Origin of the sequence: Halonatronum saccharophilum DSM 13868, from assembly GCF_000517025.1 — a bacterium.
GTDB lineage: Bacteria > Bacillota > Halanaerobiia > Halobacteroidales > Halobacteroidaceae > Halonatronum > Halonatronum saccharophilum.
Genome location: NZ_KI912097.1, coordinates 302,619 through 316,719 on the forward strand (window position 1 = coordinate 302,619; position 14,101 = coordinate 316,719).

Consider the following 14,101-nt stretch of genomic DNA (forward strand, 5'->3'; position numbering starts at 1 on the left):
TTTTAATAATAATTTTCTAAATAATCAGGGAATAAAGTTTAACTTTATTCCCTGATTAACATCTACAATTATACTAATACATAGTCTAATATATAATAATCAAATTCATATTTTAAACTGTGATATCAACTCTTGTAACTCTTGAGCCATTTGAGCTAATTCTTGCGAAGAATCAGATATTTCTCTAGACATACTACTTATATCTTCAGTTGAACTTACTATTTGATTACTATTTTGCGCTAATTTATTACTAGCTTTAGCAGTTTGCTCTATCTGTAAAGAGGTTTCTTCTACTGATTTTTTAATCGTTTTAAAAACTTCACCTGTATTTTGAATTATATTTTTTCCCTCTTTAGTCTTTATTTCTACATTTTTTATCATTTTAAGTTCTTCTTTTCCTTGCATTTGAATTTTAGATATTAAATTAGAAATTTTCTCTGTTGCCTTAGAAGTTTCACTAGCTAAACTTCTTATCTCATCTGCTACTACAGCAAAACCGTGTCCATGTTCTCCAGCCCTAGCTGCTTCAATAGCTGCATTTAGAGCTAAAAGGTTTGTCTGTTCTGCTATATTAGTTATCAATTCAACAATCTGTCCTATTTCAGAAGATGTTTGATCAAACTCACTAATTACTTCTGCAGTTTCTTTTACAATTCCATTAATCTCTTTAATACTATTAACTGTAGAATTAATATTTTGACTTCCTATATCCACTTGTAAATTAGCTTGTTCAGAAAAGCTAGCTACTTCCTGTGATGATGCTGAAATTTCTTCTATACCTACAGACATATTTTCAATTAATCCACTTGTAGTCTCTATACTTGCATTACCCTCTTCAGATGAAGCTGATAACTGTTCACTATAAGCAGAGATATTTTCTATACTCTCATTAACTTTACTTATCATTTCTTGCATAGAAAAGCTTATCTTATTAAAACTCTTAGCTAAGCTTCCAACCTCATCTCTTCTTTTAGTCAACTTTTCTTCTTGAACCTTGGTAAAATCACCATCAGACAACCTTTTCATACCTTCAGTTATAATTTCAATAGGATCGACTATACTTCTAGCAACAATTAAAGATACTATTATAGTTATTATAATTGCAAGAAAAATTATTATAATAACAATATTCCTAAAAGTATTCAGACCGGAAAGTAGTTCTCCTGTACTAACCTCAATCATTAAATGCCACCCCGGCGAATTTTTTATTTTAGAATGTAAAATAATAGATGGTTCTCCGTTGATGATAACACGCTTAAGACCAATATTTTTATTAGCTATTTCACTTATATTAATGTTTGAATACTCATCTATTGAAGATATATTATTACCACTAAATCCTTCCTCTGGATGAGCTAAAACACTACCATCTTCAGACAATAACCAACCAAAGCCAGCATCTTCAATATTGATTCCTTTAAGTATACTAACTACTTGATCTAAATACATAGAACCTGAAACTGCTCCTATATTATTGCCACTACTGTCTTTTATACTATGAGCAACTACTATTAATAGTCTGCCATTAATAGAACTAGGAAAAGGATTTGTTATATAAAAATCTTCTCCTTCTTCAAAGATAGGTTTCATATATGCACTAGAGCTAAAATCATAAACAGACATATCAGAATCATAAGCTATTCCATCTGGAAATACTATAGCTAATGTTCCAAAATCCGATTCTTTTAAAACATCACTTAAAATAGTTTGAGCTTTCTTAGGATTCATGCTTTTTACATCAGCACTCTGACTTATTATTCTAGTTTCTGAAATTTTCCTCTCTAATAATGACTCAATATTATTTGAGTATGTTCTAATAATTTCAGCATTAAGTCCATTAGAAAGATTGTTCATAGTCCTACTTGCAGTAAAAAATAATGTAGAACCAATTGTAAAAATAATAGCCATTACAACTAATACAAAAACTAATGTTATTTTAACTTTTAATGATTTAAACATAAACAACCTCCTCACAAAATACCTTATTTTTAAAAATATTATTTAACACTAAATAAAAAACTTTAGCTTGAGATAAAAAATAAGTCGCTAAATTCGTTCCTTGCCATAACAATATTCATTATAAATAGTAGAACTAATCCTATAATAATATTGAATTCTATTTTATATATTCTATATCATCCGACAATCCCCCTGCTTAAACGACAATATATATTTTAAATCCTCTCAATTGTTTTCATTAAAACAAATAACTCTTTTAAAATTATTAATAATATATTTACTTTTATCTTTTACTTCACCTATAAAGCTACAGTTCAAAAGTAATTTATATTTTTATTTTAAATTAGATATAATAAACTTTTTAATAGTTAAAACACTTTGAGGTTCCCCCATTAAATTAGACACTAAGTTTAGTGGCTTTTCTCTCGTTTTCGTATTTTTCTGGACTTTTATAATTTAAAGTCGAGTGCATTCTAAATCTATTGTAAAAGACTTCAATATATTCAAATATATCTCTTCTTGCTTGAGCTCTTGTTATATAGTTATTATGATGAATTAATTCTGTTTTCAATGTTCCAAAAAAGCTTTCTGACACTGCATTATCCCAGCAATTACCCTTACGACTCATTGATGATTTAAATCCATTTTCAATTAATAGTTCTTGAAATTCTATACTAGCGTACTGACTTCCTCGATCTGAATGAAATATAAGTCCTCTTGAGACTTGGCGATTGTTTAGAGCCATATTAAGAGCATTTATTACAAGATTCTTTTTCATTGTGCTATCCATTGACCAACCAACAACTTTACGAGAATATAGATCTATTATGACAGCAAGGTAAAGCCAACCTTCCTGAGTAGGAATATATGTGATGTCTGAGACCCAGACTTTATTTTTTTGAGATACATCAAATTCTCGGTTAAGAATATTATCTTTTATTGGCAGGTTATGATTAGAATTTGTTGTAACTTTGAATTTACGCTTTTGTATAGCTTTTAATCCTAATACTTTCATTAATCTTTCTACTCGTTTTTTATTGCATATAATGCCTTCTTTCTTAAGCTGTTTGTAGATTCTAGGGCTACCATAAGTCCCACGGCTCTGCCAATATATTTGAGCTACCTTAAATTTTAAAGTTTCATTTTCTTCTTCTCTTTTACTTGGTTTTCTTTTTAACCATTTGTAATATCCTGACCGAGATACTTCTAAAACTTTACACATCCTCTCCACAGCAAATTCATTGCTGTGATCTCGGATAAAACCATATTTTACTGTGGTTTCTTCGAGAAGATGCTTACCGCCTTTTTTTAAAATGTCGCGTTCTTCTTTTGCAATTTTTAGTTCTTTTTTTAGTTTTATAATCTCTTGTTCTTCAGGAGAAAGATTTTGTTTACCATTGCCTGGGAAAGCTAAATTACCCTTGTCTCTATACTCTTTACGCCATCTAATTAGTGCATTATAACTAACACCTAAATCTTCAGCAATATCTTTACAATTTTTATCAGATTTAAGACTTAATTCAACAGCATCACGTTTAAATTGTTCATCACGTTTTATTTTAGGTTTGCTCATGTGTATTCCCCCTTTGAATAACTTTATTATACACCTTAACTCACTGTCTAACAAATAGGGGGAAGATTACTTAGATATCAAGAAAAAAGCTAATGCTCATATGAGCATTAGCTTTTAGGTATTATTAATTCTCTTCGTTATTTTCTTCCTTATTTTCCTCTTTATCATTAAAAGCTTTGATATAAAGGTCTTTAATCTCGCTTATTAATGGATATCTAGGGTTAGCTCCTGTACATTGATCATCAAAAGCAAGTTCTGACATTTTATCTAACTTTCTGTAGAAGTGAGATTCAGATACTCCCGCTTCGTTAATATTAGCTGGCACATCAAGCTCTTCTTTTAATCTCTCAATAGCGTCAATTAATAAGTCTACCTTCTCATCCTCAGTATTACCACCTAAACCTAAGTGATCTGCTATCTTAGCATAGTTAGTCTTAGCTAAAGGATATTTGTATTGTGGGAAAGCAGTCTGCTTAACTGGCTTCTCATCAGCATTATACTTAATTATATGATTAACCAATAAAGCATTTGCTAAACCGTGTGGTAATTCAAAAGTTGATCCTAACTTATGGGCCAAGGAGTGACAAATTCCTAAGAACGCATTAGCAAAGGCCATACCAGCAGTTGTTGATGCATAGTGGATCTTCTCTTTTGCTTTTCTATCATCGGCACCATTTTTATAAGAGTCAGGTAGATACTTAAAGATTAATCTTATAGCTTCTAGAGCTAGACCTTTAGTATACTCATTAGAGAATACAGATACATAAGCTTCAATCGCATGAACTAGTGCATCAAGACCAGAGTAAGCAGTTAACTTAGGTGGCATAGTTAAAACTAAATCTGGGTCAACTATAGCCATATCTGGAGTTAATTCGTAATCTGCAATCGGATACTTAATTCCTGTCTTATCATCAGTAACTACTGCAAAAGGAGTTACCTCTGAACCAGTTCCTGAAGTAGTTGGAATAGCTACAAAGCAAGCTTTATTTCCTAATTCAGGGAATTTATAAATTCTCTTTCTTATATCCATAAAGGTCATTGCTAATTCTTTAAATTCAGCTTCTGGATGCTCATACATTAACCACATAATCTTAGCAGCATCCATTGGTGATCCACCACCAAGAGCAATAATTATATCTGGATTAAAGGAATTCATCTGCTTAACAGCTTTCTCTACTGTAGATAAAGTAGGGTCAGGCTCTACATCAGAAAAGATTGTATAATCAATACCTAAATTATCAAGCTCATTAGTAACTTTATCTGTATATCCTAGATCATATAAAGGCTTATCAGTTACAATAAATGCTTTTTTATTACCTTCTAAATCTCCTAAAGCAATCGGTAAAGCACCATACTTGAAGTAAATCTTCTCCGGAACTCTAAACCATAACATATTTTCTTTTCTTTCTGCAATTGTTTTTACATTCATTAGATGTTTAACCCCCACATTCTCACTTACTGAGTTTCCTCCCCAAGATCCGCAACCTAAAGTAAGAGAAGGATCAAGTTTAAAGTTGTAAATATCACCAATAGCACCTTGTGATGTAGGCATATTTACTAAGATTCTTCCTGTCTTCATCTTAGAACCGAAGTAATCTTTACGATCATCATTGATTCGATCTGTATAAAGTACTGAAGTATGACCAATTCCACCAAATTTAACTAAAGCTACTGCATTATCGACGGCTTTCTTAAAATCTTTCGCCTTATACATAGCTAAAGTTGGAGATAACTTTTCATAAGAAAATGGCTCTGCTTCACCAACTTCTTCTACTTCACCAATCAATATTTTAGTGTCCTCTGGTACTTCAACACCTGCCATCTTAGCAATATCATAAGCTCTTTGACCTACTATATCACCATTGATATGTCCATCTACTAATAGTACTTTTGCTACTTTTTCTTTTTCCTGTGGAGATAAGATATAAGCTCCTCTTTCTAAGAACTCTTTTCTAACCTCTTCATAAACTTCATCAACAATAGTAACTGATTGTTCAGAAGCACAGATAACACCATTATCGAAGGTCTTACTCATTAAGATTGAGCTTACTGCCATCTTGATATGTGCTGTTTCATCGATAACTGCTGGAGTGTTTCCTGCTCCAACTCCTATAGCTGGCTTTCCTGATGAATAAGCTGCCTTTACCATTCCAGGACCACCAGTTGCTAAGATCATACTAATATTATCATGCTTCATTAAAGCTTGGGAAAGCTCTATTGAAGGTGTATCTATCCATCCAATAATATTAGCTGGTGCTCCAGCCTCAATAGCTGCTCTCAAGACCGTCTTAGCAGCTTCAATTGTACATCTTTTGGCCCTTGGATGAGGTGAAAAGATGATTGCATTTCTAGTTTTTAAAGAGATTAAAGATTTAAAGATAGTTGTAGAGGTTGGGTTGGTAGTTGGAACGATCCCTGCTAAGATACCAATTGGCTCAGCAATCTTCTTGATTCCATAAGAAGCATCATCCTCTAAAAGACCACAAGTCTTCTCATCTCTATACTTATTATAAATAAACTCAGCTGAGAAGTGGTTCTTAATTACCTTATCCTCCATAACTCCCATTCCTGTATCTTCAACAGCCAACCTAGCTAATTCAATTCTCTTATCATTAGCGGCGATAGCTGCCCTTCTAAAAATCTCATCTACCTCCTCTTGTGAATATGTAGAGTATTGCTCTTGAGCATCTCTTACCTTTTCCATTAGAATTTCTAATTCTTCCAAATTACTTACTTTCATAAATTCCATTCTTTACTCCTCCTTTACTGGCTTAGATATTTAAGCCGATTATTTTGATACTTACTTTTAAACTTATAGGCTTGAATAATATGGCCATTCAAGCAGGAAATAAATAAAGATCTCTTTATTTCCGATTTCAAACCACTTTCTTTGATAAAATCATATCAAAGTCCTTATTCTTTTTCAAACTTATTATTACCAAAACTAAGACTTTAAATTATCAATTAATTAGATTATCTCCTTTTAACTCGATATTACTTACGTTAGATATCCGTTTTGCTATTTGACAAAATAATAACAAGAAAAAAAGGACCAACCCTCTGGTCAGCCCTCTCTTTGTTCCGTATGCCTTAATCTAATAAATACTCATCTACCCTCTCTGCTACTTCTCTACCTTCTACAATCGCCCAAACAATCAAAGAAGCACCACGGTGCATATCACCAGCAACAAAGATCTGATCTTTATTACTCCTATAATTGTCTGCCTTTACATTACCGCGTTCATCTAAATCTAATCCTAACTCCTCTAACATCCCTTCATGCTCTGGATGGACAAAACCAATAGCAAGGAGAACTAAATCTACATCTAAAGAGAATTCACTACCTTCAATCTCCTCCATCTGCTTTCTACCATCTTCTCCTTCAATCCAACTTACCCTAACTGCTTCAAAGGATTTAACTTTTCCATCCTTATCACCAAGAAAACGCTTTGTAGCAATGGACCATTCTCTAACTCCAAAATCTTCATCCTTTGCAAATACTTCAGCTTCTTGGTGGGATGTAGAGACTTTTAGAGTTTGAGGAAATTGGGGCCAAGGATTATCTAAAGTTCTATCCTTAGATGGCTTCTCCAATAACTCAATCTGATAGACAGCCTCGGCACCCTGTCTAGTTGCTGTACCTACACAATCAGCACCGGTATCACCACCACCAATTACCAGAACCTTCTTACCCTTAGCCTCTATCCTATCTTCTTTAGCTACTTCTTTACCAGCAACTACCCCATTTTGTTGGGTTAAATACTCCATAGCATAGTGGATACCTTTTAAATCCCGCCCATAAACAGGAAGATCTCTAGCTTCACGAGCCCCACCAGCTAAGACTACAGCGTCATACTCTTCTTCTAATCTGTGAGCAGGATAATCCTTGCCAACCTCAGTATTGAGGATGAATTCGACACCCTCTTCTCTTAATTGATCAACTCTTCTTTGCACTATCCACTTCTCAATCTTAAAGTCGGGGATACCATAAACAAGCATCCCACCTGCTTTATCATCCCTTTCAAAGACACTTACATAATGGCCTTTACGGTTTAACTCTTGGGCTGCTGCCAATCCAGCAGGTCCAGAACCAACTACAGCAACCTTCTTACCCGTTCTTACCTTTGGAGGTTTTGCTTTAATCCAACCTTCTTCCCAGCCTTTTTCTGAAATAGCAAGCTCTATATTCTTAATCGTTACTGGTAGGTCATTTATGCCTAATACACAACCTCCTTCACAAGGTGCAGGACATAAACGCCCGGTAAAATCAGGAAAATTATTAGTCTCCTCTAATACCTCTAATGCTTTTTCCCACTCACCATTACTAACAAAATCATTCCACTCTGGACATAAATTATCTACTGGGCAAGAGAAGTTACAAAAAGGAACTCCACAATCCATACATCTAGACGATTGTTCATAAAGGTATTTTTTACCAAAGGGCTTATAGACCTCCTTGTAATCTTTTACTCTCTCTTGTACTGAACGCTTATTCTTCTCTTTTCGATTATACTTTAGAAATCCTCCTAATTCACCCATTATTCTCCCCCCTTTGTCTTGGCTACTAGCTTCTTGTAGGCTGGAGAGATAACTTTGACAAAGTTATTAACTTTTTCATCCCAACCTTCTAAAATTTCTTTGGCTCTTAAACTGCCTGTATATTTAAGGTGATTGTTAATTAACTCTTTAATCTCTTTCTTATCATCAATATCTAAAGACTCCAAGTTAACCATACCTTTATTTACTCTTCTCTCAAATTTACAATCACTATCATAAACATAAGCTATACCTCCACTCATTCCAGCACCAAAGTTACGCCCTGTCTCTCCTAAGATTACAACCCTTCCGCCTGTCATATACTCACATCCATGATCTCCTATACCTTCAACAACAGCTTTAGCACCAGAATTTCTAACTGCAAAACGCTCACCAGCTAAACCATTTAAATATAACTCTCCTCTAATTGCTCCATAAAGGATGGTGTTACCTCCAATTATATTCTGATGAGGGATATAACTGACATCATTAGGTGCCTTAACTATTACCTTAGCCCCAAAGAGACCTTTAGCTATATAATCATTGGCTTGGCCCTCTAAGTTAAAGGTTATGCCTTGCATACCAAAGGCTGCAAAACTCTGACCTGCATAACCTTTGAAATTAAGCTTAATTGTATCGTCTTTAAGGCCTTTGGCCCCATACCTTTTAGCAAGCTCACCACTTAACATTGTTCCAGTAGTACGGTCTGTATTATAAATTGGTAGATTAAGCTCAACCTTCTTTCTTTCCTCTAATGCAGGCTTTGTCTTTTCTATTAACTTCCTATCAAGAACATTATCAATCCCATGGTCCTGACTTTGAACACACCTTCCAGCAATCTCTTTAGGTAAGGTTGGCTTATGGAGTATCTTAGATAGATCAATACCTTCTGCCTTCCAAGTCTTAATAGCTTCATTGCTTTCTAACTTATCTACCCTACCTACCATCTCATCAATGCTCCTAAATCCTAACTGAGCCATGATTTCACGTAAGTCTTGAGCTATAAAGGTAAAGAAATTAATTAATTCTTCTACTTTTCCAGCAAATCTCTTTCTCAGTCGTGGATCTTGAGTTGCTACACCTACAGGACAGGTATTACTATGGCAAGCTCTCATCATTATACATCCAAGCACAACCAAAGAAGAAGTTGCAAAACCATACTCTTCAGCACCAAGCAAGGCTGCTATAGCAACATCACGACCTGTCTTTAATTGACCATCAGTCTGAACTCTAACTCTTCCTCTCAAATTATTCTTAATTAAAACCTGATGGGTCTCAGCTAAACCTAACTCCCAAGGTAGACCAGCATGCTTTATTGAAGTAAGAGGAGCTGCTCCAGTTCCTCCATCATGACCTGATACCAATATCATATCGGCATGGGCCTTAGATACACCTGCTGCAATTGTCCCAATTCCAATCTCTGATACCAACTTAACACTGACCCGAGCATCAGGATTTACATTCTTTAGATCAAAGATCAGCTGGGCCAAATCCTCAATCGAGTAAATATCATGGTGAGGTGGCGGAGATATCAAATCTATACCTGGAGAGGTGTGTCTTACCCTAGCAATCTCTTCACTTACTTTATGACCTGGTAAATGTCCACCTTCTCCTGGCTTGGCCCCTTGAGCCATCTTAATCTGTAATTCATCTGCATTTACCAAATATTCAGTCGTTACACCAAAACGACCTGAAGCTATCTGCTTAATTGCACTTCTACGATCATCCTTAAATCTAGCTGGATCTTCTCCACCTTCTCCAGAGTTAGACATACCACCAATTGCATTCATAGCTTTAGCAATAGTCTCATGAGCCTCTTGAGAGATAGAACCATAGGACATAGCACCAGTTACAAAGCGCTTTCTAATCTCTTCCACAGATTCAACCTCTTCAATAGGAATTGGATTTATATCTTTAAATTTTAACAAACCTCTAATAGTAGATAAATTATTGCTTTGATTATTAATAAGCTCAGTATACTCTTTATAAAGGCTATAATCATTGGTTCTAGCGGCATGCTGTAATTTTGCTATAGCCTCTGGGCTAAATAAATGGTGCTCACCTTTGGCCCTCCATTTATACTCTCCTTCATTCTTTAATATACCTTCATTAGTAGATCTTAAGTTCTTAAAAGCCAACCTATGATTATTGATAGCCTCCTTCTCTAAAACATCACTTCCAATCCCTTCTATTCTAGAGGTAGTTCCAGGGAAGTACTTATTTACAAAGTCCTCTCTTAACCCTACAGCCTCAAAGATCTGGGCTCCACGATAGCTTTGTACTGTAGAAATACCCATTTTGGACATTATCTTCAACAGACCCTTATTGACAGCTTTAATATAAGATTTCTTTCTGTCTAAACAAACATCCTTATCTCCATATTCTATATAAAGCTCCTTTTCACTCATATAAGATATAGTCTCAAGGGCCAAATAAGGGTTGACAGCTAAGGCACCATAGCCAATAAGAAGGGCAAAATGCATAACCTCCCTTACTTCTCCACTCTCTACAATTATATCTATACCATTTCTTTTCTTCTTCTTAATCAAATAATTGTGTAAGGCTGAAGTAGCTAACAGAGCTGGAATTGGAGCATTAAAATCATCTACCTTTCTATCGCTTAAAACGATTACATTATAACCTGCTTCAATTGTATTTTCCACATAATGAAATAATCTCTTTAACCCCTTCTCTAGTCCACCTTCCTCTTCTGGATCAAATAAGGCAGGAACTACCTTGGCCCTAAAGTTCTCATCTTTAAGGTGAATAATCTTATCTAATTCTTCGTCAGTTAAAATTGGGGACTCTAGCTCTATTACCTTAGCCTTCTCTTCATCCCTTTGGAGTATATTTCCTTTCATCCCCAAATAACTCTTTAAAGAGGTAACTATCTCTTCTCTGATAGGATCAATTGGTGGATTGGTTACCTGAGCAAATAACTGCTTAAAATAATTAAACAATGATTTAGATTTATTGGAAAGAACGGCTAAAGGTGCATCATTACCCATAGAACCAATAGATTCCTTTTTATTTTGAGCCATTGGCCCTATCACAACACTCAAATCCTCTCTACTATAACCAAAAGCTTTTAGCCTATCTAATAAAGTCTCAAAATCATGACCATAACGCTCGTTACCTCCAACCAAATCATCTAAATACTTCTTATTTTCCTCAACCCACTTACTGTAGGGAAGCTTAGTACTTAATTCCTCTTTGATCTTTTTATCTGAGAGAACCTTTCCTTTCTTTGTATCTATAAGTAGTATATTCCCAGGCTGTAATCTACCACTTCTTATAACCTTAGACCCTTCTACTTCTAAAGTTCCAACCTCTGAAGCCATAATAATCAAATCGTCGTCAGTTATTATATATCGGGCTGGTCTTAACCCATTTCTATCTAAAGTAGCTCCCACCTGTACTCCATCAGTAAAGGCAATTGCTGCTGGCCCATCCCAAGGTTCCATCAAACCAGCATTATATTGATAATAATCCCTTATTTTATCATCCAAACTATCATCCTTCTCCCAAGCTTGAGGAACCAAGAAGGTCATCGCCTCTACCAGGGTCATTCCTGAAGCAATTAAAAGCTCAAATAAATGATCTAAATTTGCCGAATCACTATCCTTAGAATTTGTTACTGGTAAAACCTTCTTAATCTCACTACCTAAAAATTCATTATATAAGTCAGGTTCTCTAGCAGCCATCCAATTTAAATTCCCTTTTAAGGTATTTATCTCACCATTATGGGCCAAATATCTAAAAGGCTGGGCCAAATCCCAAGACGGAAAAGTATTTGTACTATATCTTTGATGGACTAAAGCAATAGCTGATTTTAGCTCTGAGTCCTGCAAGTCCTCATAAAAATCTCCAATTTGACCTGCTAATAATAACCCCTTATAAATCATAACCCTGCTTGATAAACTTGGTATATAAAAGGACTCCTTGTTCTTAATCTCAGATTCTTCTATTTTCCGCTCAATCATCCTTCTAATCACATACAACTTCAATTCAAAATTATCTATGTTACCTGCTTTCTTAATGAAGACCTGCTTAATAACTGGTAAGGTACTAGCAGCTGTCTCTCCTAAATTTTGATCATTTATATCTACCTTTCTCCAACCCAAGATCTCCTGACCCTCCTCTTGAACCACATTTTCTATAATTCCTTGGGCCAACAATCTTTCATCCATCTTTCTTGGTAAGAAAATAGTAGCTACTCCATAATCTCCAGGCTGAGGTAGGTCTATACCTTTCTCTCCCATCTTCTTGGTCAAAAATTGGTGAGGAAGTTGAATAAGTATTCCCGCACCATCACCAGTTAAAGGATCAGCACCTACAGCTCCTCTATGATCTAATTTCAAAAGAATCTCTAATCCTTGTTCAATAATCTGATGGCTCTTATCCCCTTTTATATGAGAAATGAATCCAAAACCACAATTGGCTTTTTCATATTCAGGGTAATAAAGCCCCTCTTGTTTGGGTATTCCCACTTCTTTTACCATCTCTACTCTCCTCCTTTATGTTTCTATTTTCAATGTGTGAAATGTAATTTCATTATTTGAAATGTTTTTTATTATTATACTTCAACCTGTGAAAAAAATCAAGTTTTTTTGATTTGATATAGGCATAGCTTACGCTTAATAGTAATAAAGTGTCACTTTCGTGCCACTAGTAATGGGTAATGAGTGAAGAGTAATGAGTAAAGTCAAAATCTCAAAACCTCTTATAAGTCTTAGGTAACAAAGGGGTTTCTGTTTTCTTAAGGTTTTACCCATTACTCATTACTGATTACTCATCACCAGTAATAAAGCTACGCTTTATTACTATATAACCACACTAGAAAAGAGACCACCCATCCGGATGACCTCTTAACTCTTAACTATGATTCTGTTGGTACACAAAGTCTTTGACCAATGATAAGGGCATCAGGGTTGACCCCGGGGTTGGCCCTTCTTAGATCCGCAACAGTCGTATTATATCTTCTAGCAATTAAAAAATAAGTATCACCACGCCTAACAGTATAAGCCATAGTCCCTCTTGGGCACCTTGCCGGTGGTGTTGGTGGCTCTGCTGGAACACAAATTATCTGACCTACTCTTAAACGATCTTCATTGACTACTGGATTGGCCTCTCTAAGCTCCTCCGGACTAATATTAAACCTTGTAGCTATACTATAAAAGGTATCTCCTCTTCTGATAGTATAATAATTATCTTCAGGACATAGTGGTCCAACATCTTCAGGGATACAAATTCGTTGGCCCACGCGAAGAAAATCAGGTTCCACTCCTGGATTTGCAGCTACAATAGCTGCAACTGTAGTATTAAACCGCCTTGCTAAACTATCGAAAGTATCTCCAGCCTGCACAGTATAAGCCCTAGTTCCTTCTGGGCAGTTAGAAGTTGACTCTTGGATTCTTGGATAATTCCCCATCTAAACACTCCTCGTATAATATTATTAAGATATTTAATTTTTAATCTTGATTTTTGGGCTAAAACTTTCTAGACTTATATTATTAGGTTGGGTAAATAACTAACACTCCGTGCAGCTTGACTGCTATTTAAAGTCTGTTACTTCTAGTTTCGTGCTTTAACTTCTTACCCCTACCGTGAGAGTGTTTAAGTGTGAGACTAAATGCAGCAGGTTAGTCTCATTTAAAACACTTAGACTTCATCTCTAATAGAAGCGAGGATGAAGTGGGTATGAAAACTAGGGAGTCTAGCCCACTTACTTAACTAATTCAAATTCTCTGGGAGGTTTTAATTATGAATAATAATACTTTATACGTAGGTTGTGATGTCAGCTCTGATAATAATTATTTTTGCTTCTTACTTGGCGATGGTACTAAGCTTGATACCAAGTGTTTTGATAATAATAAATCAGGAGCAAATAAGCTAGTTAAACTTATTCTTAAACATCTAGAAACTAATAACTTAAGTGCATTAATTTTTTGGTGTTGAAGCTACTTCTAACTATCATTTTCATCTGCTAAATTTTATCGCTTACGATCAATTACTTGCAGATTATGATGTTAA

7 protein-coding genes are annotated in these 14,101 nt (G+C 34.9%); 1 reads left to right on the plus strand and 6 read right to left on the minus strand.

Going from position 1 to position 14,101, the window contains the following annotated elements:
- Positions 1-105: 105 nt before the first annotated feature.
- The 6 genes from HALSAC_RS16640 to HALSAC_RS0112725 form a co-directional block, all read right to left on the minus strand.
- Positions 106-1,959 (minus strand): methyl-accepting chemotaxis protein, encoded by a 1,854-nt coding sequence (locus HALSAC_RS16640; RefSeq protein ID WP_051412229.1) that lies wholly within the window; start codon positions 1,957-1,959, stop codon positions 106-108.
- Between the two features lie 397 nt (positions 1,960-2,356).
- Positions 2,357-3,532 carry an IS3 family transposase gene (locus HALSAC_RS0112705; protein ID WP_084804506.1) on the minus strand — a complete coding sequence of 392 codons (1,176 nt, stop codon included), beginning with the start codon at positions 3,530-3,532 and terminating at the stop codon, positions 2,357-2,359.
- A gap of 124 nt (positions 3,533-3,656) precedes the next feature.
- Positions 3,657-6,272 carry a bifunctional acetaldehyde-CoA/alcohol dehydrogenase gene (adhE, locus tag HALSAC_RS15975; RefSeq protein WP_084804529.1) on the minus strand — a complete coding sequence of 872 codons (2,616 nt, stop codon included), beginning with the start codon at positions 6,270-6,272 and terminating at the stop codon, positions 3,657-3,659.
- Between the two features lie 350 nt (positions 6,273-6,622).
- Positions 6,623-8,071 (minus strand): glutamate synthase subunit beta, encoded by a 1,449-nt coding sequence (locus HALSAC_RS0112715; RefSeq protein ID WP_027340577.1) that lies wholly within the window; start codon positions 8,069-8,071, stop codon positions 6,623-6,625.
- On the minus strand, positions 8,071-12,570 hold the full coding sequence (gene gltB / locus HALSAC_RS0112720) for a glutamate synthase large subunit (RefSeq protein ID WP_027340578.1): 4,500 nt from the start codon (positions 12,568-12,570) through the stop codon (positions 8,071-8,073). Before gltB ends, HALSAC_RS0112715 begins: the two co-directional genes overlap by 1 nt.
- Before the next feature lie 377 nt (positions 12,571-12,947).
- On the minus strand, positions 12,948-13,499 hold the full coding sequence (locus tag HALSAC_RS0112725) for a LysM peptidoglycan-binding domain-containing protein (RefSeq protein ID WP_051412231.1): 552 nt from the start codon (positions 13,497-13,499) through the stop codon (positions 12,948-12,950).
- Between the two features lie 332 nt (positions 13,500-13,831).
- On the opposite strand from HALSAC_RS0112725, the gene HALSAC_RS0112730 reads away from it, so the two are divergent.
- Complete coding sequence (locus HALSAC_RS0112730; RefSeq protein ID WP_027340580.1) at positions 13,832-14,026, plus strand: hypothetical protein; 195 nt, start codon at positions 13,832-13,834, stop codon at positions 14,024-14,026.
- Positions 14,027-14,101: the final 75 nt, after the last annotated feature.